Consider the following 20,753-nt stretch of genomic DNA (forward strand, 5'->3'; position numbering starts at 1 on the left):
CCCGGATCGGTGCTCAATGGACGATTCGCCCAGTGATCGGGCCGGGTGTTGTGCGGATCGACCCGAGGCGGTGGGCCCGGCGAGGCGGCGCAGGAGGCGGGCGGATGTGCTCCGTTGACAGGGTGCCGGCCGGTCGCTAGCCTCGTTGGAACGATCGTTCTAGCCAGCTTGGAGGCGTTTCTATGGCAGAAGATCCCCGCCCCGGACTGAGGTGCCGCACAGTCTCGGCGCCGGACGATCGTGCGACGTCCGCATCGTTGCTCGGCCGGGCCTTCGAGATCCTGGGCGTGTTCACCCAGTCCCGGCGGTCGATGACGTTGAGCGAACTTGCGCGCGGAAGTGGGTTGCCCAAGTCCACGACGCACCGCCTCCTGGCCATGCTGCAGGAGGTGGGCGCCGTCGAGCGCATCGACGACCGCTATCAGGTGGGGCTGCGGCTGTTCTCGGTGGGGATCTGCTCCGCCGAGGTCGAACTGCGCGATGCCGCGCTGCCGTTCCTCGAACGAATCCACCGGGCCACCAGGCAGACCGTGAATCTTGCCGTGCTGCGCGGACACGACGTGGTCTATCTGGCGAAGACGACCGGCGGTGCAACCCCGACCCCCGCCTCGGTGGGCGGCAGGTTGCCGGCTCATGCCACGGCGGTCGGCAAGGCGCTGCTCGCTCACACGCCGGTGGACCCCGACGGGTCGCGATCGCACCCCCTCGTCCCGCGAACGCCCGCGACGATCGTGCGTCCGGACGACCTGCACGCCTGCCTCGAGGGCGTCCGCCTCCGCGGGCACGCGATCGACCGTGAGGAGGCGGCGAAAGGCTTGGCGTGCATAGCGGTTCCCGTTCTGGTGGGCGGCGAGGCGATCGCGGCGATCTCGGTGGCGTTCCCGAGCGGGTACGGCAGCGGCGAGCAACTCGTCTCGCCGCTGCGGGAGGCGTCGGCCGCGATCGGCCGGTCGCTCGGGGCGCGCTACGCATCCGCATAGACGAGTCGAGGGAGGGGACCGGATCCATGTCCAGCGCGGAGGCGACGTCGCAGAGCAGTCGCGAGTACCTGATGAACGTCGCGGAGCAGTTGATGGCCGCTCGGGGTTACCACCGGACGTCCATCGCGGACATCCGGCGGGCATCGGGGCTGCCCGTCGGGTCGATCTACCATCACTTCAAGAGCAAGTCCGGCCTGCTCGCCGCGGTGATCGAGCGGGGCAGTCGCAGGTTCTTCGCTAATCTGCCCAGGGCGGTGGATATTTCCGGTTCCTCCGAGGAGACGATGCGGGCGTACTGGTCGGCCGCGGCGGCGACCATCGCCGAGCACATCTCGTACTTCCAGCTCGAGGCGGACATCGTCTGGCACGGGGCGGCCGACCCGGAGCTCGCCGCCGTGGTGGCCACGGCCACCGACTACGCCCGCGACCAGCTGGTGGCGGTCGTCGAACCGTTCGCGCGGGAGAGCGGAGTGGTGGACCCGCGCGCGCTCGCGGTCGAACTCGCGCTGACCAGCGTGACCTTCGTGCGAGGTGCCGTCATCGAATCCGGGGGGGACGCCGCGTACCTCGAACGCAAGATCGGCGCCCTCTACCGGATGCTGCGCGCCGACATCGTCGTCCAGGGCACCGACCGCGGCGCCCGCCAGTAAGGTTGGGGGGCACGGTCGCGCGGCCCGCGTCAGTGGCCGTCCCGGCGTCCCACGACGGTGCTCAACCGCAGCGCGAGCAGCAGGAAGAAGCGCGCATCCGGGTCGTCGAGATCGACGCCGAGCAGCTTGCCGACACGTTCGATGCGGTAGCGCAACGTGTTCACGTGCACGTGCAGTGCCCGGGCCGTTTCCGTCGCGCGCCGGTCCTTCTCCAGATACGTCTGCAGTGTGTGCAGCAGATCGGAGCCGTCGCGACTGTCCGCGCGGAGCACGGGAGCCAACGTTTCCTCCGCCGCGGCCGCCAGGGCGTCGACCCCGCCGACGTGCGCGAAGAGACGGTACATTCCGAGCGACTCGACGGTGACGACGGTGCGTTCGTGCAGTCCGTGGACGCCCACGCGCAGCGCGAAACGCGCCTCTCGCACGGCCGCCGGATAGTCCTCGGCCCGGCGGCAGACCGGCCCGATGCCGGCGCCGAGCGCGTGGGGGCGGCACTCCTCGACGATCGTCGCGAGGTGCGTTGCGAGGGAGGACGATTCCGCGTGGCCGCGCAGCGGCCACAGCACGAACGCGTCGCCCTCGAACGTGGTCAGCTGCGCGTCGGGGACCCGAGAGCGCACCCGTCGGCTCAGGGTGTCGAGCAGTGCCCGATCCACGGGCCGGTCACCTCCCACGGCGACGACCGCGCGCGGGACGCCGAGGTCGAGCCCGACCAGCAGCGCCCGATGCCACAGTCGGCGCAGCTCGTCCTTCGACCCGTCCAGCAGACTGCGGACCAGGTGATCGGTCAGGCGGATCTCGGTTTCGAGGGCGGCACGGTGCCGCGCCAGGTCCATCCCGACCAGAGCCGCCAGCACGCGCACCGAGTCGTCCCCGGTGGCCGCGGCCCCCCGCAGGGTCAGCGTCGCGTCGCCCGTCCCGGGGACGCGGAACTGCCGCACGCACACCGTCGTGCGGCGCCCGTCGACGGGCGGCTGTGCGGGGCCGGCGTTCGGCCCGTCGAGGTGCAGCGACCCGCCCAGCGTGTCGCCGGCGAGTTCGAGACAGTGGTCGACGCCGGCGCCGGTGAGCATCGATTCGGCTGCGGCCAGGAACAGCTCGCGCTCGGCGCGGGTCCGCTCGCGGTCGTCCTCGAGCGTCCGCAGGGACTGCGCGACCCGCGCTCGTTCCGCGGCCCGCCCGCGCAGTTCCCCGGCCATCGAGGCGAGTCCGGCCAGCGCGCGCAGCTCCGCCGACTCGAACGGCCGGCGTGCGCGCGAGACCACATACAGCACGGAGTCGATGTGTCCGGCGCCGCTGACGGGCACCGCCGCCGCCGAGACCAGTCCCTCCCGTTCCAGCAGCTGCCGCATCCGGGGGATCGCCCGGGGATCCGCGCCGTAGTCGGGTGTCGACACCGGCCCGCCGCTGCGCAGCACCTCGCCCCCGAGCCCCCGGTCGGGCGGTATGTGGCTCAGCGCATGGGCTTCGGGCTGACTCAGACCGGACCCGGCCACCATGCGGAGACCGTCCGCGTGGGCGTCCATCCAGAACGCCGCGTCGGCTCGCGCGGTGGCGCGGGCCGAGGTGAGTGCGGCGCGCACCACGGCGTCGGCGCTGTCGGCCGCGACGATGTCGCGAAGAGCCGTCAGGATGTCGGTGTACTGAGCGCGCCCGGATCGTTCGACAGGCATGCGGTGAGCATACGCCCGGCCACGGCCACGCTCCGGCGGATCCGTGCGTCCAGGGCTCGGAAAAACGAAGCCACGTAACACTTCACGCCGTCGTCGCGAAAGGAGTTCCGGCGCACGGAACAGTCGATGGACGGCGGTGCCCGCCCGGACCTACTGTGACCCGTACAACATGCCTGCGGAGTGGGGCACATCCCAACCGCTCCGTGAAGGAGATGGCACTTTGACCCGTATCGAGCACCACGTCGTCGTCGGAGCCGGCGCTGCCGGCCTGGCCGCGGCATCGGCGATGAGAGACAACGGCTTCGCCGGCCGAATCACCGTCGTCGACGCCGACCCCCACACCCCCTACGAACGCCCGGCGCTGTCGAAGGAGTACCTCGCCGACCGCAGGCTGCGGGAAATCGTGGCCGAGACGGAGTACCGGCGTCTGGACATCGAGTTGCGCCTCGGTGTCGGGGTGCGCCGGTTGCGCCCGGCGGACCGGCAGATCGACACAGCCGACGGGGACGCGCTGGCCGCGGACCGGGTGCTGCTTGCCACCGGTGTGTCGGCACGACGGCTGGACGTCCCCGGGGCCGATCTCGGGAACATCCTCACGCTGCGGGATGCGGACGACGCCGCGGCCCTGGCCGCCCGGCTGAGCGCGGGGGGACCGCTCGTCGTCGTGGGCGGCGGCTTCGTCGGCCTCGAGGTCGCCGCATCCGCGGCGGACCGCGGAATCGACGTCACCGTCGTCGAACTCGGCGATCTTCCGCTCCTGGCGGCCGTCGGCCCGGACATCGCCCGACGCATCTGCCGGCTCCACACGGAACGGGGGGTGCGCATCCTGACGCGCCGGACGGTCGACGCGTTCGTGGGCTCGTCCGCCGTGGAGGCGGTGCGGCTGTCGACCGGGGAACGGCTGGACGCGGCAACCGTCGTCGTCGGATGCGGTGTCGTCCCCAACGACGCGCTGGCGAGGCAGGCGGGCACAGCCTGCGCCGACGGCATCACGGTCGACGACCTGGGCCGCAGCAGCGACTGGATCTGGGCGGCCGGAGACGTCGCGGCGCACGTCAATCCCCACCTGGGCCGCCGGGGGCGCATCGAGCACTGGGACGTGGCCCGCCGGCACGGTGCGGCCGTCGGGGCCTCGATGGCCGGCACGGCCACCGTCAATCGTGAGATCCCCTACTTCTGGTCCCACCAGTACGCGCACACCCTGCAGATGTACGGGCGCGGCCGGCCCGGCGACCGGGTGGTCGTCCGGGAGTCCACCACCGAACCGGGATTCGTGGCCTTCTGGGTGCGCGACGGACGTGTCGCCGCCGCAGCCGCCCTGGACGAGCCGCGCGACGTGCGGTCGGCAAAAATCCTGGCGGAGAACAGAAGTGCGGTCCCGGACGAGGTTCTGCGGTCCGCGGGTACCGATCTGCGCCGGGTGGCCCGGCAACTCGGTCGTTCGGGCGCCCCGCGCGCCGCCGATGTCGCCGGGTGATCCGCGACAGACCGGACCATTCTTCCCATCCACATCCGGCCGGGCCGGGGCGCGGCTGCCGCGCACCCCGGACCGCGTCGAAGCCTGTGCCCCACCGCACGCAGAGAGGACGACGATGACGACGACGATGGAGACCTCCGACGTGGAGGCCGGCGGCTTCCGCATCCGCCTCAACCGGGCCGGCCCGCGCACCGGGGAGGCGATCCTGTTCCTGCACGGATCGGGACCCGGCGCGACCGGCCTGTCGAACTACGCCGCGACCGTTCCGGCATTCGCGGACGACTACGACTGCCTCGTGATCGACCAGGTGGGCTGGGGCGACTCGAGCCACCCCGCCGAGCTCCCCCCGAGCGGACGTGTCCGGCAGCTCGTGCTGAGCAACCTGGCACTGCTCGACGCCCTCGGTCTGGACCGGGTGCACCTCGTGGGGAACTCCCTGGGCGGGGTCGTCGCCCTGAACATGCTGACCGCCGCGCCGGAGCGGATCGGGAAGGTTGTCGGCATGGGCGCCGGCGGCGGCGGGAACACCGCTCCGACCGGGGAACTGCTCAAGCTCATCGAGTTCTACAACGACCCCACGCTCGAGAGCATGAAGCAGCTGATCTCGTACATGGTCTACGACCCGGACCTGTTCGGCGCCGAGATCGACGCGATCGCCCGGGATCGGCTCGAGACGGCGCTGCGGCCGGACGTGCGCCGATCCCACCTCCTCACCTTCGGGCTTCCCGGGCCCGGACCCGGTCTGCCCGGCCTGCGGGTCCCGGAGACGTCGTTGCGGCGGATCGACAACGACGTCCTGCTCGTCCACGGCCGCGAGGACTCCGTGGTTCCCGCTGAGAGCAGCGAATGGCTCGCCCGGCGAATCCCCAACGCACGCCTGCACATTGTGCCGCACTGCGGTCACTGGGCGCAGATCGAACAGGCCGACCGATTCGTCCAGCTCAGCACGCTGTTCCTGCGCGGCCGAATCTGAGATGTCAAGGAAAGGAAGTCCCGTGAGCACTGTGAATGCTCTTGCATACCTGCGGGTGCGCGGCCCCGTCGACGAGTGGAGGGAGTTCGGCACGCGCATCGTCGGAGCCCAGCTCGCCCCGTCCGACGACCCCACCGAGGCCCGCTTCCGGTTCGACGAGCGCGAGTACCGACTGACGGTCGAGGACGGTCCCGCCGGCGAGGACGCCCTGCTCGCCCTCGGGTTCGAGACACGGACCAGTGCGGACCTCGACGCGCTCGTGCGCCGACTGGACGAGAACTCGGTCCCCGTCTCCGAGGACGCCGATCTGGCACGCGCGCGGAACGTGCAGCGGCTCATCGCCTTCGCGGATCCCGACGGCAACTCGATCGAAGTCGTGTTCGGCCATCCGCACGACCACACGCCGTTCGTGTCGCCGCGAGGAATCGACTTCGTGACCGGCGATCTCGGCCTCGGGCACGTGTTCCTCTTCGCGTCCGACGCGCAGGGATCCGCCGAGTTCTACCAGTCGATGCTGGGCTTCCGCCCCAGCGACACCATCGCCTTCGGACCCACGAACGCGGTCTTCCTGCACTGCAATCCGCGTCATCACACCGTGGCCCTCGCCACCATTCCGGGCCCCGGGCCGGGGATCGGCCATCTGATGCTCGAGCTCAGCCGCCTCGACTCCGTCGGGCGTGCGCTCGACCTGGCGATGGAGACGCCCGGACAGGTCGTGCGTGCCCTGGGGGAACACACCAACGACGCGATGACCTCGTTCTACCTAGCCACACCGTCCGGATTCGCCATCGAGTACGGGTGGAACGGCAGACTCGTGGACGACGACTCGTGGACCGTCGGCCACTACCGGTCGGCCAGCACGTGGGGCCACCAGGTTCTCGCCGACGTCCCCAGCGCCGTCGCGGTGGGAGCCGACGATGAATGACATCCATGCACTGGTCGACCCCGCCGGCGGCCGGCTCAACCCCACCGTCTACACCGACCCGGACATCTACGAACTGGAGCTCGAGCGGGTGTTCGGCCGCACCTGGCTCTTCCTCGCGCACGACAGTCAGTTGCCGAAACCCGGGTCGTTCGTCCAGACCTACATGGGGGAGGATCCGGTTCTGGTCGTGCGCCAGCGAGACGGCTCGGTGAAGGCGTTCCTCAATCAGTGCCGGCATCGAGGAATGCGGATCTGCCGCTCGGACGAAGGCACCAGCCGCGCGTTCACCTGCACCTACCACGGCTGGTCGTACGACCTCGAGGGCAACCTGATCAACGTGCCGCAGCAGCAACGCGGATACCGTGACCGGATCGACAAGTCCTCCTGGGGCGCCACGAAGGTCCCCCGCATCGCGAGCTACCGGGGCTTCCACTTCGGCACCTGGTCGGAGGACGTGCCCGACTTCGCCGAGTATCTGGGCGAGATGGCCTACTACTTCGACGCGACCATCGATCGATGGGACAACGGTGTCGAGTTCGTCAAGGGCGCCGCGAAGTGGGTCATCGACTGCAACTGGAAGCTGCCGGCGGAGCAGTTCGCCAGCGACATGTATCACGCGGCGATCTCGCATTCGTCGGCGATGCTGGCCCTGCACGAGGATCCGGCCTTCCACGGCCTGCTCAATCCGCCGCCCGACGCGCCGGGCCGGCAGTTCGCCGGCAACGGCCACGGATCGGGCAGCTTCTGGCTCCCCGAATTCGGCCCCGACCTGCACGCAGGTCCCGAGTACAGCGCGTGGCAGACAGCCAACCGCGACGAAGTCTTCCGCCGGATCGGCGCCGACCGCGCCGTCAAGGTCTGGGGACACAATCTGATCTTCCCGAACTTCTCCTGGCTCGGGCCCGTGAACACGATGCGGGTGTGGCATCCGCGCGGGCCCGGCCAGATCGAGGTGTGGGCATGGACCTTCGTGCCGAAGGACGCCTCGCCGGAGGCGAAGGCGGGCATGCGGCGCGGCACCCAGCGCTCCTTCAGCCCGGCCGGGGTCTTCGAGACCGACGACGGCGAGAACTGGACCGAGGTTCAGCAGGTGCTGCGCGGGTGGAAGTCGCGCAGCACGGAGTTGAACGTCCAGATGGGGATGGGATTCGAGGAACGAGACAGTCACGGCCTTCCGGGTCTGTCCAACGACGTCTACAGCGAAACCGCCGCCCGGGGGTTCTACCAGCGGTGGCTGGATCTCGTCGACGGCCTGCCGTGGGACGAGATCCTCCGCCGGGCCGACGAGGCGACGCGCTCCGAACACGCAGGAGAGAACCGATGACCACCGACACCCGCAGCACCGAGGGGTCGCCCGCGTCCGTCCGGCGCGCCGACGTGCATCTGCAGCACGCGGTCGAGCAGTTCCTGTACGCCGAGGCGGAACACCTCGACAACCACCGCTACCACGACTGGCTCGACTTCTTCGGGGAGGACGTGCACTACTGGGCGCCCACCCGCATGACCCGCACGTTCCGCGAACGCGACGCCGAGATCTCCGGCCCGGACGAGGGGGCGTTCATCGACGACGACTTCCACTTCCTGCGGGGCCGGGTCCGGCGGCTCACCTCGGGCCTGTCCTGGTCGGAGGAGCCCCCCTCGCGCACCCGGCGGTTGCTGACCAATGTCCGCGTCGCGCACCGCGAGGACGGCGATCTCGACGTGGTGTGCAACTTCAGCGTCTACCGCAGCCGCCTCGAGCGGCACGAGGACTGGTTCGTCGGTGAGCGCTTCGATGTGCTGCGCCACCACGGCGGCGCCCTGCCCTTCAAGATCCGCGAGCGCCGGATCGTCCTCGAGCAGACCACGATCCTCGCCCCCAGCATCAGCATCTTCCTGTGAGGTATCCGACGATGACGGCTGAAACATCCAGTGAGAACACGCGGTGGGTTCGGGTCTGCGCGGTCGGCGACCTCGACGACGACGACGCGGTGCGGCTCGACTCGCGTCCGCCGGTGTCGGTGTTCAGGTCGAACGGGGAGTACTTCTGCGTCGACGACACCTGTACGCACGAGACCTACTCCCTCGCCGACGGATGGATCGAGGACTGCGTCGTGGAGTGCCCGCTCCACCTGGCGAAGTTCTGTCTCCGAACCGGCCGGCCCCTGAGTCCGCCCGCGACGACCGCGGTCCGCACACACCCGGTCCGGATCGAGGGCGGCGAGATCCACGTCGGTCTTCCCGGCGCGTACGAACTGAAGGAAGGAGCCCGCAGTGGGACGGCTTGACGGAAGGTCGGTTCTCGTGACCGGCGGCGGATCCGGGCTCGGCCACGCCCTGGTCAGACGGTTCGTCGAGGACGGCGCTCGCGTGACCGTGCTCGACCGGTCGGAGCCGAAGCTCAGCGCGCTGCGCGAGGCGTTCGGCACCGGCGTGCGCACCCTGGCGGGCGACGTCACCTCGTTCGCCGACAACCAGGAGGCGGCCGATCTCGCCGTGCGCGAGTTCGGTGCCCTCGACACCTTCGTCGGCAACGCCGGGGTCTGGGACTTCGGCCGGTCGCTGCTCGACGCGTCGCCGGACGAACTCGGTACCGGATTCGACGAACTGTTCTCCGTCAACGTGAAGGGCTATCTGCTCGGCGCGAAGGCCGCAGCGCCGCACCTGAAGTCCTCCCGCGGCAGCATGATCTTCACCCTGTCCAACGCGGCGTTCTTCCCGGGCGGCGGTGGCCCCCTGTACGTCTCGTCCAAGCACGCCGGTGTGGGACTCGTGCGACAGCTCGCGTACGAACTCGCCCCGGAGGTCCGCGTCAACGCGGTCGCCCCCGGCGGCATGGCCACCGACCTGCGCGGGCCCGGCGCGATGGGACTCGCCGACCGCTCCGTGGCCGATGCCATTCCGATCCGGCAGATGGTGCGCGACAACGGCGCGCTGCAGATCGAGGTGGAACCCGACGACTACGTCGGTGCCTACCTCTACCTCGCGTGCCGTGACGACTCCGCGACCGTGACGGGAACGGTCGTGGATGTCAGCAGCTGGGGAACACCCAAGCGGACCGGCGCCGTCTGACGGGCGCCGGCGCAGGGAACCGGGGCGGGTCCGTCGTTCGCGACAGACCCGCCCCGGCGCGTGTGCGGACCCCGGGTCACGCCGGGCTGCCGGCACGTTCCCCCAGCAGGTCGAGGGCGATGTCGACGATCATGTCCTCCTGCCCGCCGACGAGCGCGCGCCGGCCGACCTCGAGCAGGAGGGTGCGCACGTCGATGCCGTAGCGCTCGGACGCGGCCTCCGCGTGCCGGAGGAACGAGGAGTACACGCCGGCGTAGCCGAGGGTGAGGGTCTCCCGGTCCACCCGCACCGGCCGGTCCTGAAGCGGCCGGACCAGGTCGTCGGCCGCGTCCTGCAGCGCGAACAGGTCGCTGCCGTGCGTCCAGCCCTGCAGGTCGGCGACGGCGACGAACGCCTCGAGCGGGCAGTTGCCGGCGCCGGCGCCGTGCCCGGCCAGGGAGGCGTCGACGCGGGTGACCCCTTCCTCGACGGCGACCACGGAGTTCGCCACCGACAACGACAGATTCTCGTGGGCGTGGATCCCGAGCTCGGTGCCCGGATCGAGCACGTCCCGGTAGGCACGCACGCGTTCGCGTACCCCGTCCATGGTCAGCCGACCGCCGGAGTCGGTGACGTAGACGCAGTGCGCGCCGTACGACTCCATCAACTTCGCCTGCCGCGCCAGCTCCGCGGGCGGTGCCATGTGGCTCATCATGAGGAACCCGGAGACGTCCATGCCCAGCTCGCGGGCCGTGGCGATGTGCTGGGCCGAGACGTCCGCCTCGGTGCAGTGCGTGGCCACGCGCACCGAGCGGACCCCGAGCCGGTAGGCGTGCTCGAGCTCGCGGATCGTGCCGATCCCGGGCAGCAGCAGGGTGGTCAGGCGCGCCCGGGACACGTTCGCGGCCGCGGCCTCGATCCACTCCCAGTCGGTGTGGCTGCCCGGTCCGTAGTTGAGGCTGCCGCCGGCCAGGCCGTCGCCGTGGGCGACCTCGATGGCGTCGACACCGGCCGCGTCCAGCGCGGCCACGATGCGGCCCACGTCCTCCGGGGTGATGCGGTGCCGAACGGCGTGCATCCCGTCCCGCAGCGTGACGTCCTGGATGAACAGTTCGGTCGTCATCGGGTGGCCTCCAGTTCTGCCGCGCGGGCGGTGTCCGTCTCGGCGGCGGCCTCCGCGAACCGCAGGGCCGCCGAGGTCATGATGTCGAGATTGCCCGCGTACGCGGGCAGGTAATGGGCGGCACCCTCGACCTCGAGGAACACCGACACCTGGTGGGTGGGGGTGGCCGGGGCGCCGTCGGCGAGCAGGGTATGCACCGGTTGCCCCTGCGGGACCGGGGTGATCTGCACCTGCTGCTTGAGCCGGTAACCCGGCACGTAGGCGGCGACGTCGGCGACCATCCGCTCGATCGACTCCCGGACGGCGTCGTGCACGACCGCGCTCGGCTCGGAGATCAGGCAGAACACGGTGTCCCGCATGATCAGCGGCGGCTCGGCCGGGTTCAGGACGATCACCGCCTTGCCCCGGGCCGCCCCGCCGACCGACTCGATCGCGTGCGCCGTCGTCTCGGTGAACTCGTCGATGTTCGCGCGGGTGCCGGGTCCGGCGGACTTCGACGCGATGGACGCGACGATCTCGGCGTAGGCGACGGGCGTGACGCGCGAGACCGCCGCCACGACGGGAATGGTTGCCTGACCACCGCAGGTGACCATGTTGACGTTCGGGGCGTTCCGGTGGGCGTCGAGGTTGACGGCCGGAACGACGAAGGGACCGATCGCTGCGGGGGTGAGGTCGATCAGCCGCTTGCCGTAGGGTTCGAGCGCCCGGGCGTTGGCCCGGTGCGCCTGCGCCGACGTCGCGTCGAACACGAAGCCGATCTCGTCGAAGTTCGGCAGGCCGATCAGGCCCGCCACGCCGTCGGCGGTGGTGGGGACACCCAGCCGGCGGGCGCGGGCCAGGCCGTCCGAGTCGGGGTCGATGCCGACCATGGCGCCCATCTCGAGGTTGGTCGAGTTCCGGATCACCTTGATCATCAGGTCGGTGCCGATGTTGCCGGAGCCGATGACGGCCACCTGTGTTCTGCGGGTGCTCATGCGTTGTCCTCCTGGGTGAAGGTCGCGGTCACCGAACCGAGTCCGGTGATGTCCGCGGTGACGGTGGAGCCGGGGTGGACGGGCGCCATCGGCCCGAGGGCCCCGGACAGGACGATCTGCCCGGCGCGGAGCGGTTCGCCGAACCGGCGGGCGGTGTCGGCGAGCCACGCCAGGGCCCGCAGCGGGTCGCCCAGGCAGGCCGCGCCGTTCCCGGTGGACACCGCCGCGCCGTCGACACGCATCTGCATCTCGGTGTCGATCGGTTCGAACTCGTCGAGCCGGCGGCGCCGGGTGCCGAGGACGAACAGCCCGGACGAGGCGTTGTCGGCGACCGTGTCCCCGAAAGTGATGTCCCACCCTGCGATCCGGCTGTCGACGATCTCGAGGGCGGCGACGGCGTAGTCGACGCTGTCGCGGATACGCCGGTCGTCGAGCGGGCCGTCGGTGAGGTCCTGCCCGAGCACGAAGGCGATCTCCGCCTCGACCTTCGGTTGCAGCAGGCGCCGGAAGGGCACGGGTTCGTCCTCGGTGTACTGCATGTCGTCGAACAGGACGCCGAAGTCGGGCCGGTCCACGCCGAGTTGCCGCTGGACCGCCGGTGACGTGAGCCCGATCTTGCGACCGACCACCCGAGCCCCGGCATCCGCGCGTGCGGCGTTCAGCTTCGTCTGCACCGCGTAGGCACGCTCGATGTCGGTGCTGCCGATGAGGTCACGCACCGGCGGGCAGGGCGTGCGGGTCTGTACCGCGTGGTCGAGTCGGACGAACGCCGCATCGACAGCCGGATCGTCCGTCGCGGCGGAGGGCGGAGCCGGCATGCGGTCGGTTCCTGGGGAGGGGGTCATGGCGGTCCCGGAAGGTCGAAGGGAATGGACCTGTCCACTGTCACCGGGCGACCCGGCGCCCGGCCAGCATGGTGTTCGACTCAGTGGAACGTACAGTGGCGGGTGACCCGAACTGCCAGGTCACCGGACGAAAGGGGAATGCGGTGGGCGCTCCCGGCGACGCGCAGGTCGACCCGAACACCGTGCTCGGCAAGGTCGTCACCGTGCTGTATGCGTTCACCGTCGACGACCACGGGCTCAGCCTCGCGGAACTCGGCCGACGCACCGGCATCCCCAAGGGCACCCTGCACCGGCTGCTCTCCGACCTCGTCAAGGTGCGCCTCCTCGACCGCACCCGGGCCGGCTACCGGCTGAGCGGGCAACTGTTCGAACTCGGCATGCGGGCGTCCACCGAGCGCAGCCTGATCGAGGTCGCCACCCCGTTCCTGGAGGACCTGTACGAGCGGACGCACGAGACGGTCCACCTCGGCATCCTCGAGGGCACCGAGGTCGTCTACATCGCCAAGATCGGCGGACACCGGCAGGCCCGCTCCCCGTCCCGTCTCGGCGGCCGAATGCCGCTGCACTGCACGGCCATCGGAAAGGCGCTCCTCGCGCACTCCGATCCGGAGATCATCGACAGGGTGCTCGCCGAGCCACTCGAACGGCGCACCCCGAAGACGCTGTCCGGGCCCGGACTGCTGCGCGCACAGCTCGAACGCGTCCTCGACGAGGGGGTCGCGTACGAACGCGAGGAATCCGCGATGGGCATCACCTGCGTCGCCGCGCCGGTGCTCGACACGGACGACCGGCCGATCGCGGCTCTCAGTGTCACCGGTCCTGTGGCTCGGTTCCATCCCGAGCGGCACACCACGTCGGTGCGCGCGGCCGCAGCCGGGGTCGCCGCCACCCTCGCGCGCCGCGCGCGGATGGCGGAGCCGGAATGAGACGGGCCGCATGTGCCCGGCGGCCGGCCCGGCAGTCCCCGCTGGGGAATTCCGGTCCGTCGCGGAGGCGGACGAATCGGACAGCGCGTGGAGCGTGCGTCGTCTAGGCTGCCGCGCATGACATCGGTGAATGTGGACAATTTCGTTCGCGCGGAGACGGATCGGATGTTTCTCGATCTTCAGCGGGACGCCGGGGGCATCAATGTGCTCCGGCACAACCGGGAGCCCGCCTCGGTCGAGCAGCAGACGGTGATCCGGATGAACCGCGACACCCTCTACAGCCTCGCGATCGTCGACACCTCGGAGGGCGCGACCCTCACCATCCCCGACGGCGGTCGACGGTACCTGTCCGTGATGGTGGTCGACCAGGACCACCACGTCGATCGGATCCTGCACGACCCGGGAGAGCACAGGCTCACCGCCGACGAGTTCCCGACCCCGTACGTCGCCGTCGCGGTGCGGATTCTCGTCGATCCGTCCGATCCGGACGACGTGCAGGCCGTGGCCTCGCTCCAGGACCGGTTCCGTCTCGACGCCGGGTCGTCGACACCGTTCACGGCGCCCGACTACGACCGGCCGAGCTTCGACGCGACGCGGGAGGCGCTGCTGGCGCTGGCGCGAGGACTGACGGGTTTCGACCGGATGTTCGGCGCCCGAGGTGAGATCGACCCGGTCCGGCACCTGATCGGCACCGCCGCCGGCTGGGGTGGCCTGCCGACCACGGAGGCCGCCTACATCGGCGTCGATCCGGGACTGCCGGTCGGCGAGTACGAGCTGACCGTCCGCGATGTGCCCGTCGACGGGTTCTGGTCCGTCTCGGTCTACAACGCGCAGGGCTTCTTCGAGCCGAACGCACAGAATGCCTACAGCGTCAACAACATCACGGGCGTGCCGAATGCGGACGGCTCGATCACCGTCCGTTTCGGGGGCGGCGGCGATGCGGACCGTGCCAATTACCTTCCCGTCACGGAGGGGTGGAACTATCTCGTGCGCCTGTACCGCCCGCGCCCGGAAGTCCTCGACGGAAGCTGGACATTTCCCACCCTGTCGAACGGGCGGTGACCGGATTCGCGTTCCACCCGGCCGCCCCGCGGAAAGCGGGGCGGCCGGATCGAGGGGCTACGCGGTGCGGGTCACGACCGTCCCGGGTAGTCCGTCTCCCACGGCGCCGGGATCGGGTAGTACCGCTCCAGGAATTGGGTGACCTTCGCGGTGCGCAGCTCGAGGTCGACCTCCGGTGTGCTGCCGTCGTTGAGGCAGAACAGGTCCGTCGTCCGCTTCGCCAGCAACGTGTCCAGTTCCCGCAGCCCCGACTTCACCGTCGTGTCGACGTACTTCACCCGCGCCGCGGTCTGCTGCACCGCCCGGCCGGTCATCAGCGCGTAGTAGTGGTAGAAGGAGTTCGTCACCGAGATGTTCTCCGCGGCCCGGAACGTGCTCGCCGCCGTGGCGGCGAACTCGTCCGCGAACTCTCGCTCCATCTCCGCCATGATGCTCTTGCGCAGCGGCACCGGCGTGTGTTCGAGGTGCCGGGTGATCGTCACCCCGAACCGCTCCTCGAGCAGCCGGCGATTGACGCGGGCCGCGTTCTCGAAACCGCTGCGCTTCTTGTGGTTCCGGCCCAATCCGATGCGGGTGTCCGCCTCGATGAACTTCGTGACCCCGCCGCCGGAGAAGAACATCTGCGGGTCCACCGGGCGACCGAAGAACATGTCGTCGTTCGAGTACAGGAAGTGCTCGGACAGACCCGGGATGTGGTGCAGCTGGCACTCGACGGCCTGTGAATTGTGGGTGGGCAGCACCGACCGGTCGGCGAAGAACTCCTCGCTGCGCACGAACGTGACCTGCCCGTCGTCGGCCAGCCAGTCCGGCCGGTCGGAGTCGGTCGCGACGAAGATCCGCCGGATCCACGGCGCATACATGTGCACGGAGCGCAGCGCGTACTTGAGCTCGTTGATCTGCCGGAAGCGGGCGGGGGAGTCGTCGCCCTCGCCCACCACGTAGTTCTGCAGGCGTTTGGCGCGCTCGGCCTGCCACTCCTTCGACGAGCCGTCCACCCACGAGAACACCAGGTCGATCTCGAACGGGACGTCCGACGGGTGCGCCGCGAACATCCCCTCGATGGTCGGCCACGTCTGTCCGTAGCGCTCCACGGTGCCGCGCGTGACCTCGTCGCGCAACACGCTGCGCCGGGTCAGCGCGTTCTCCCTCGGCAGGAGGATCTCGTCGTCGGTGTGCGACCACAACTCGATCTGCACCCCGTTCGACGCCCCGTACCGCAGGCCGCTGGTGAGTTCCACCCGCGGCCGGAACAGGCGGAAGATCCGGGCCTTGGAACTGTGCGAGAGCCGGCCGTCCGCGACGAGCACGGGACGGTGCCGTTTCGCACCCACGGTCTTGGAGTAGAACGGCTCGTCGGTGCAGGCGCCGACCAGCGCGGCACGCAGCTCCTTGCGGTCGGCCCAGTCCACCGCCAGGACCGGGCGCGTGCCGTCGCCGCGGACCAGCAGATAGTCGATGCCGGCGTCGTCGAGGACCCGGCGCACGAACTGCAGATCCTCGAGCATCGCCTGGCGCGGCGTGGTCGTCGAGATGGGGATCGCGTAGCGGTCCCGGAACCACACGATGTGCGGGTGGCCGTGCAGCCGGGGCCGCTCCGAGGCGAGCGGGGGAGCATCTCCGACGCTGTGGGGCAGGGAGACGAGATGAACGGTGTGGGGGGCCGGCGAGTGCGTCGGAGTGCTCCTTTCCTGTGAAGGGAATTTCCCGGGCGAGAACCCGGGAACGAGAAGTTCGATTCTAGTTCACTATTGCCACTTCAGGCACATCGTGAAGGCGGAGGTGGGGAGCGTCTCCGGAATCGGTGGCCTGTGCGGGGTCCAGTTTCGGGACTGCGGCGTTCGTGGCGACTCAGCCGGCACTCGCCGGTCCGATCCATTCGGGGTACTGCTGGGCGACGGGCATGGTGGGTGGTTCGAAGCCTGGGGGTGGCGAGAGCAGGCCGTCGCGGAGTTCGAAGGTGGGGAAGCGTTCGTGCCACCACGCCGTACACGTGTCCGGTATGACCCAGTTCGGTCCCCCGGTGCGGAGCTGGACGATCTTCCAGGTGCCGAAGACGTTCCAGTCGGGGGCGATGGCGGCGCGGGGATCGTGTCCTTCCGGGTCGGTGTCGGGGATACCGGCCGCGCCGGGTGTCTCGGCGGTGTTGCGCAGGGTCACGGCCCACACCCACCTCATGGGATCGAAGGAGAGGTTGAGTCCGGGTTCGGTTTTGACTCGGTATTCGCATACTGCTGCCGTGATCTCCGAGTTGCCGGCAGACAACATCGTGAGATGGTGAAAGTACGTGGCTCGCCACGGCGGTAGATCGTGGCGACTGGGGCGTACCAGATGATCCCAGACCTCGGCGTGGTCGAAATCGTACGGTGCGCCGATGGCGTCGAAGTATCCGGGGAATGTGAACTTCGTACCGTAGTTGAACGTGCGAAGTCCGGATTCGACTGCGGCGCGGACCAGTTCGGCGCTGCGGCTGGACAGGTCGATGTCGGGGTCTGCGGACCACACGTGTGTGTACGCGACCGGCGGCTCGGGAACGGGAATCGGACGTGGACCGGTTGGGCTGTCGGTGCCGCAGCCGGTGACTGCGAGTAGGGCAGTGGTGACGACGGCAATGACGCGCCGCCGACGCGGTGCGTTCATCGGGGCCCTTCGCTGTTCGCTGGCGGTGCGGCGGTGCCGCGTTATGGGTTCAACCGGCATTCGCCGGTCCGATCCATTCGGGGTATTGCTGGGCGACGGGCATGGTGGGTGGTTGGAAGCCTGGGGGTGGCGAGAGCAGACCGTCGTGGAGTTCGAAGGTGGGGAAGCGTTCGTGCCACCACGCCGTACACGTGTCCGGTATGACCCAGTTCGGTCCCCCGGTGCGGAGCTGGACGATCTTCCAGGTGCCGAAGACGTTCCAGTCGGGGGCGATGGCGGCGCGGGGATCGTGTCCTTCCGGGTCGGTGTCGGGGATACTGGCCGCGCCGGGTGTCTCGGCAGTGTTGCGCAAGGTCACCGCCCGGACCATTCTCAGGGGATAGACCGAGTACTCTTCCCCCGGTTCTGTGCCGACGCCGTACTCGCACACGGCTCCAGTGACTTCCGTGGCCGTCGCCGACAGTGCCGTGAGATGCATGAAGTACGTGGCTCGCCACTGTGGTGGATCGACGGGACCGGGGCGTACCAGATGATCCCAGACCTCGGCGTGGTCGAAATCGTACGGTGCCCCGATGGCGTCGAGGTATCCGGGGAATGTGAACTTCGTACCGTAGTTGAACGTGCGAAGTCCGGCTTCGACTGCGGCGCGGACCAGCTCGGCGCCGCGGCTGGACAGGTCGATGTCGGGGTCCGCGGACCACACGTGCGTGTACGCGACCGGCGGCTCGGGAACGGGAACCGGACGTGGATCCTCCGGCGCGCGGTCCCCGCACCCGGCGGTGAAGGCGAGCAATGCGACGCATCCCAGGGCCGACAGCCGTGTCTCAGCCATTCGTGCGCACCACCGTGTCGTAGGCCTCCTGCATGGCCGTCTCGTGCCCGTCGGTCGGGTTTCCGTACTCGTTGAACGCCTCACGCAACATGGCATGTCGCACCTCCTTGTCCGATTCCGAACCGACGATTTCGTCGTACGGCTCGAGCCGACCCGCCTCGTCGAACAGGTTCCGATGGTGGGCACGGATCGGCACCGGCACCTCCGGCGCGGCCGCAAGCACGTTGTAGTACTGCCGCACCAGGTTCGGACCCGTGAGCTCGGCCGACTCCTCCGTGCCGGGCTCCGGGCCGATGTACAACTCCTTCAACGGATCACCACCTGCTTCGTAGAGCGTCGCGATGTACTCCCCGCCGGGGAACTTCTCCAGGCCGAACGCGCCGAGGGCGAGGACTGCGTCGTAGGCGGCGGACTTGCGGTCGTAGATCGCCTGCTGCCGCTCGGTCTCGTCATGGAAATCGTCCTGGGTCGACAGCATCAGCCCCCGGTCGGTCAGCCCCAGGATGCGACCGGCCGTCGAGAGCTCCGCCGTCGTGCCCGAGGTGTACGGGTCCTGGGCGTACCGAGTCTCGGCCGCCACAACGGACGCGAATGCGCTGCCGGTGAAATGCGTGCCGGCCTCGGGATCGGTGTTCATCGCGGCGAAGACGTTCGCCGAGCCGCGATAGCTGCTGTTGTCCTTCGGATCCGCCCAGTCGCCGACGTCGAATCCGGGCCGATCCGCCTGCGGGGATCCCGCCAGGTCGGGAATGTAGGGGCTCAGGCCGTGCGAAACCGTCCGCAGCAGATCAGGGTTCAGCTGACCCACCGACTGCCCGTCGGTTTCCGGGATGGCGGACAACATCTTCCACGCCTCTCCGGAACTCATCGCGCCCGCGACGGCGGCCATGATCGCGCCGTGGCGAGTCGCTGCGGCGACGTCGGCGGCGTTGTGAGGATCGTCGACCACCCCGTCCTTCTCGTCGGCGCGGAACAGCGACGACACCGCCGCACCGTCGTCCGGCCAGTCGTGCACCAGTACGTTCCGCACGAAATCGGTGCCGTGCTCAGGGTCGGTGACCACCTGTTCGACCGCGATGCGGTCGTCCGCCACCGCGGTGAGGATTCCGGCCGTCAACGCACCGTCGCCCGTGCCGCGTCCGTCGACGGTGAAGAACTCGAAACTGCGGTTGGGGTCCTGCGCGAACGCGACCTGGGCGTCGAGATATCGGCGACCGGCGTCCAGGAGGTCCCGGTCGAGCGTGCTGCCGGACCGGTACACCGCATCGCCCTCGGCGACGATCCGGGCGAGGGCCTGGTTGTCGGCGACGCCGTTCAGTTCGGTGCTCGTGTAGGTCGTGCCGCCGATCGTCCGGAAGCCGTGAACGACCAGGTCGTCGCGGTCGAGTGCCGCCCGGATCCCGTCCGGTAGCAGGTCCGCCCCGCCACGCGGGGCGATGTCACCGTCGGTGACGGCGACAACGACGTTCTCGGTGGAGACGATCTGCAGCGCGTTGGCCAGCGCGCTGCGAGCCCCGGCCGGCAGTCCGGCCAGGATGTCGGCGATCTCCCGGGGCGTCCTGCCGTCCAGGGACCGGCTGAGGGCCACCAGGTACTCCATGTGCGACGACGGGATGGTCGCCGCTGCGCCCGCGCGCAGGGCGTCGACTTGTTCCGGTGTCAGCTCGCCGGCTTCCAGTAGGCGCCGCAGCGCCTCCGGCGTCACCGATCCGTCGACCAGCCGCGCGCCGTCCGCGTGCCCCTGGTCCGTGCCGAGCGCAGCCACCGAGGTGAAGTCGGCTCGCAGCAGAGCCCGCGCGGCGCTCAGTTCCTGCTGCAGCGCCCGGTCGGCGTTCTCGACGGTCGACACCGCCTCGGCCAGGTACGCCTGCAGGCCGGCTCGGGCCGCTTCCCGGTCCGGGTCCGGCGCCGGATCGCGCACCGTCAGGTCCTCGCCGACGACGAACCCTTGGGCCTCGGCGTCGAGGATCGTCGCCCGGGCGCGCTGGAGTGGCGCGTCGACCTCGTGGAATCCCTGTTCGAGCCGGCGGGCGAGCGTGTCGAGCCGATCGACCAGGGCCACGACGGTCCGTCTGTCGGCCGCGGCGCGTTCCTGCGCGGCCTCCGCGGTGCGTCCCTCCCAGTACGTGCCGCCGACGTCGGTGACGGCGGCGACGTATCGATCGAACAGCTCCTCGATCCGGCCTCCGGTGTCGCGCCACGCGCGACCGATGTCGTCGAGTTGTCTCGGATTCCATTCGCGAACCTGCCCCTTGGTCAGGGTCATGCCGGATCCTCGTCGACGCGCCAGTCGCCGGTGGCCGAGAGATAGGCCGACACCAGTCGCGTCGCCGCCGCGTCGTCCTGGTCGCGGTACTCGCGCGCGGTGGCGCGCATGACGTCACCGGTCTCGCCGAGACGCTCCGCGAGCGCGGGAATCAGGGCACTGTCGACGATTTCCTGCGAGAGGCGAGCCGCCTCCAGTACCGACGGCATGAGCGCGTCCAGGGCCGGCGCATACGGTCCCGCCGCCGGACCCACGCGCAGCCGCGACGCCTCCGCGGCCAGGCCGTGCAGTCGTCCGCTCAACTCCTCGAGACGCGCCACATCGGCGCGCAGTTCCCCCACCATTCGTCCCCCCTACGAATCGACGCGGGGACTCTAACA

General features: G+C 70.0%; 20 protein-coding genes. 11 read left to right on the forward strand and 9 right to left on the reverse strand.

Going from position 1 to position 20,753, the window contains the following annotated elements; translation table 11 throughout:
• Positions 1 to 182 precede the first annotated feature (182 nt).
• Both RR3_RS01840 and RR3_RS01845 read left to right on the forward strand, forming a co-directional pair.
• Positions 183 to 980 (forward strand): IclR family transcriptional regulator, encoded by a 798-nt coding sequence (locus RR3_RS01840; protein ID WP_225223460.1) that lies wholly within the window; start codon positions 183 to 185, stop codon positions 978 to 980.
• A 26-nt stretch (positions 981 to 1,006) separates the two neighbouring features.
• Complete coding sequence (locus RR3_RS01845) at positions 1,007 to 1,630, forward strand: TetR/AcrR family transcriptional regulator (protein WP_064065985.1); 624 nt, start codon at positions 1,007 to 1,009, stop codon at positions 1,628 to 1,630.
• A 29-nt stretch (positions 1,631 to 1,659) separates the two neighbouring features.
• On the opposite strand, the gene RR3_RS01850 is transcribed toward RR3_RS01845, so the two are convergent.
• Positions 1,660 to 3,303, reverse strand: a complete 1,644-nt coding sequence (locus tag RR3_RS01850; protein ID WP_064065984.1) for a helix-turn-helix domain-containing protein — start codon at positions 3,301 to 3,303, stop codon at positions 1,660 to 1,662.
• Positions 3,304 to 3,523: 220 nt separating this feature from the next.
• Here RR3_RS01850 and RR3_RS01855 point away from each other — a divergent pair, with 220 nt between their 5' ends.
• From RR3_RS01855 to hcaB, 7 genes are all read left to right on the forward strand, one after another.
• On the forward strand, positions 3,524 to 4,780 hold the full coding sequence (locus RR3_RS01855; RefSeq protein WP_064065983.1) for an NAD(P)/FAD-dependent oxidoreductase: 1,257 nt from the start codon (positions 3,524 to 3,526) through the stop codon (positions 4,778 to 4,780).
• Positions 4,781 to 4,895: 115 nt separating this feature from the next.
• On the forward strand, positions 4,896 to 5,753 hold the full coding sequence (locus RR3_RS01860) for an alpha/beta fold hydrolase (protein ID WP_064065982.1): 858 nt from the start codon (positions 4,896 to 4,898) through the stop codon (positions 5,751 to 5,753).
• Positions 5,754 to 5,775: 22 nt separating this feature from the next.
• Positions 5,776 to 6,678, forward strand: coding sequence for a VOC family protein (locus RR3_RS01865; RefSeq protein WP_234420174.1), 903 nt, complete (start codon positions 5,776 to 5,778; stop codon positions 6,676 to 6,678).
• The gene (locus RR3_RS01870; protein ID WP_010592303.1) at positions 6,671 to 8,002 is read left to right on the forward strand and encodes an aromatic ring-hydroxylating oxygenase subunit alpha; all 1,332 of its coding nucleotides are present in this window, start codon (positions 6,671 to 6,673) and stop codon (positions 8,000 to 8,002) included. Before RR3_RS01865 ends, RR3_RS01870 begins: the two co-directional genes overlap by 8 nt.
• Entirely contained in the window at positions 7,999 to 8,559 is a 561-nt protein-coding gene (locus RR3_RS01875; RefSeq protein WP_010592302.1) for an aromatic-ring-hydroxylating dioxygenase subunit beta, read from the forward strand. The genes RR3_RS01870 and RR3_RS01875 overlap by 4 nt, the downstream gene beginning before the upstream one ends.
• 11 nt (positions 8,560 to 8,570) lie before the next feature.
• Entirely contained in the window at positions 8,571 to 8,945 is a 375-nt protein-coding gene (locus RR3_RS01880; RefSeq protein WP_010592301.1) for a bifunctional 3-phenylpropionate/cinnamic acid dioxygenase ferredoxin subunit, read from the forward strand.
• Complete coding sequence (gene hcaB, locus RR3_RS01885) at positions 8,932 to 9,729, forward strand: 3-(cis-5,6-dihydroxycyclohexa-1,3-dien-1-yl)propanoate dehydrogenase (protein ID WP_040275749.1); 798 nt, start codon at positions 8,932 to 8,934, stop codon at positions 9,727 to 9,729. Before RR3_RS01880 ends, hcaB begins: the two co-directional genes overlap by 14 nt.
• A gap of 76 nt (positions 9,730 to 9,805) precedes the next feature.
• Here hcaB and dmpG read toward each other — a convergent pair whose 3' ends face one another.
• Genes dmpG through RR3_RS01900 form a run of 3 tightly spaced genes read right to left on the reverse strand, consistent with a single transcriptional unit; the run spans position 9,806 to position 12,623 of the window.
• Entirely contained in the window at positions 9,806 to 10,831 is a 1,026-nt protein-coding gene (gene dmpG, locus RR3_RS01890) for a 4-hydroxy-2-oxovalerate aldolase (RefSeq protein ID WP_010592299.1), read from the reverse strand.
• Positions 10,828 to 11,805: an acetaldehyde dehydrogenase (acetylating) gene (locus RR3_RS01895; protein WP_026137688.1), complete on the reverse strand. Its 978-nt coding sequence runs from the start codon at positions 11,803 to 11,805 to the stop codon at positions 10,828 to 10,830. The genes dmpG and RR3_RS01895 overlap by 4 nt, the downstream gene beginning before the upstream one ends.
• Complete coding sequence (locus RR3_RS01900; protein WP_064065981.1) at positions 11,802 to 12,623, reverse strand: 2-keto-4-pentenoate hydratase; 822 nt, start codon at positions 12,621 to 12,623, stop codon at positions 11,802 to 11,804. The genes RR3_RS01895 and RR3_RS01900 overlap by 4 nt, the downstream gene beginning before the upstream one ends.
• Positions 12,624 to 12,793: 170 nt before the next feature.
• On the opposite strand from RR3_RS01900, the gene RR3_RS01905 reads away from it, so the two are divergent.
• Both RR3_RS01905 and RR3_RS01910 read left to right on the forward strand, forming a co-directional pair.
• The gene (locus RR3_RS01905) at positions 12,794 to 13,576 is read left to right on the forward strand and encodes an IclR family transcriptional regulator (protein WP_064065980.1); all 783 of its coding nucleotides are present in this window, start codon (positions 12,794 to 12,796) and stop codon (positions 13,574 to 13,576) included.
• Positions 13,577 to 13,693: 117 nt separating this feature from the next.
• On the forward strand, positions 13,694 to 14,638 hold the full coding sequence (locus RR3_RS01910) for a DUF1214 domain-containing protein (RefSeq protein ID WP_017680458.1): 945 nt from the start codon (positions 13,694 to 13,696) through the stop codon (positions 14,636 to 14,638).
• Between the two features lie 71 nt (positions 14,639 to 14,709).
• Here RR3_RS01910 and RR3_RS01915 read toward each other — a convergent pair whose 3' ends face one another.
• The 5 genes from RR3_RS01915 to RR3_RS01935 form a co-directional block, all read right to left on the reverse strand.
• Complete coding sequence (locus tag RR3_RS01915) at positions 14,710 to 16,200, reverse strand: stealth family protein (RefSeq protein ID WP_064065979.1); 1,491 nt, start codon at positions 16,198 to 16,200, stop codon at positions 14,710 to 14,712.
• Positions 16,201 to 16,486: 286 nt separating this feature from the next.
• The gene (locus tag RR3_RS01920; RefSeq protein WP_234420175.1) at positions 16,487 to 17,140 is read right to left on the reverse strand and encodes a hypothetical protein; all 654 of its coding nucleotides are present in this window, start codon (positions 17,138 to 17,140) and stop codon (positions 16,487 to 16,489) included.
• A gap of 184 nt (positions 17,141 to 17,324) precedes the next feature.
• Positions 17,325 to 18,107, reverse strand: coding sequence for a hypothetical protein (locus RR3_RS01925; protein WP_040275759.1), 783 nt, complete (start codon positions 18,105 to 18,107; stop codon positions 17,325 to 17,327).
• Positions 18,100 to 20,373, reverse strand: coding sequence for a TPR repeat domain-containing protein (locus RR3_RS01930; RefSeq protein WP_064065977.1), 2,274 nt, complete (start codon positions 20,371 to 20,373; stop codon positions 18,100 to 18,102). The genes RR3_RS01925 and RR3_RS01930 overlap by 8 nt, the downstream gene beginning before the upstream one ends.
• A complete protein-coding gene (locus tag RR3_RS01935; protein WP_064065976.1) occupies positions 20,370 to 20,717 on the reverse strand; it encodes a hypothetical protein in 348 nt (115 codons plus the stop codon). The genes RR3_RS01930 and RR3_RS01935 overlap by 4 nt, the downstream gene beginning before the upstream one ends.
• Positions 20,718 to 20,753 lie beyond the last annotated feature (36 nt).

It is taken from the genome of Rhodococcus ruber NBRC 15591 (assembly GCF_001894945.1).
Lineage (GTDB): Bacteria > Actinomycetota > Actinomycetes > Mycobacteriales > Mycobacteriaceae > Rhodococcus > Rhodococcus ruber.

What these genes read in the sequence shown, in the direction of transcription:
- RR3_RS01840 (WP_225223460.1), top strand. Translation starts at nt 183, where the DNA reads ATGGCAGAAGATCCCCGCCCCGGACTGAGGTGCCGCACAGTCTCGGCG.
- RR3_RS01845 (WP_064065985.1), top strand. Translation starts at nt 1,007, where the DNA reads ATGTCCAGCGCGGAGGCGACGTCGCAGAGCAGTCGCGAGTACCTGATG.
- RR3_RS01850 (WP_064065984.1), bottom strand. Translation starts at nt 3,303, where the DNA reads ATGCCTGTCGAACGATCCGGGCGCGCTCAGTACACCGACATCCTGACG.
- RR3_RS01860 (WP_064065982.1), top strand. Translation starts at nt 4,896, where the DNA reads ATGACGACGACGATGGAGACCTCCGACGTGGAGGCCGGCGGCTTCCGC.
- RR3_RS01870 (WP_010592303.1), top strand. Translation starts at nt 6,671, where the DNA reads ATGAATGACATCCATGCACTGGTCGACCCCGCCGGCGGCCGGCTCAAC.
- RR3_RS01875 (WP_010592302.1), top strand. Translation starts at nt 7,999, where the DNA reads ATGACCACCGACACCCGCAGCACCGAGGGGTCGCCCGCGTCCGTCCGG.
- RR3_RS01880 (WP_010592301.1), top strand. Translation starts at nt 8,571, where the DNA reads ATGACGGCTGAAACATCCAGTGAGAACACGCGGTGGGTTCGGGTCTGC.
- dmpG (WP_010592299.1), bottom strand. Translation starts at nt 10,831, where the DNA reads ATGACGACCGAACTGTTCATCCAGGACGTCACGCTGCGGGACGGGATG.
- RR3_RS01895 (WP_026137688.1), bottom strand. Translation starts at nt 11,805, where the DNA reads ATGAGCACCCGCAGAACACAGGTGGCCGTCATCGGCTCCGGCAACATC.
- RR3_RS01900 (WP_064065981.1), bottom strand. Translation starts at nt 12,623, where the DNA reads ATGCCGGCTCCGCCCTCCGCCGCGACGGACGATCCGGCTGTCGATGCG.
- RR3_RS01910 (WP_017680458.1), top strand. Translation starts at nt 13,694, where the DNA reads ATGACATCGGTGAATGTGGACAATTTCGTTCGCGCGGAGACGGATCGG.
- RR3_RS01925 (WP_040275759.1), bottom strand. Translation starts at nt 18,107, where the DNA reads ATGGCTGAGACACGGCTGTCGGCCCTGGGATGCGTCGCATTGCTCGCC.
- RR3_RS01930 (WP_064065977.1), bottom strand. Translation starts at nt 20,373, where the DNA reads ATGACCCTGACCAAGGGGCAGGTTCGCGAATGGAATCCGAGACAACTC.
- RR3_RS01935 (WP_064065976.1), bottom strand. Translation starts at nt 20,717, where the DNA reads ATGGTGGGGGAACTGCGCGCCGATGTGGCGCGTCTCGAGGAGTTGAGC.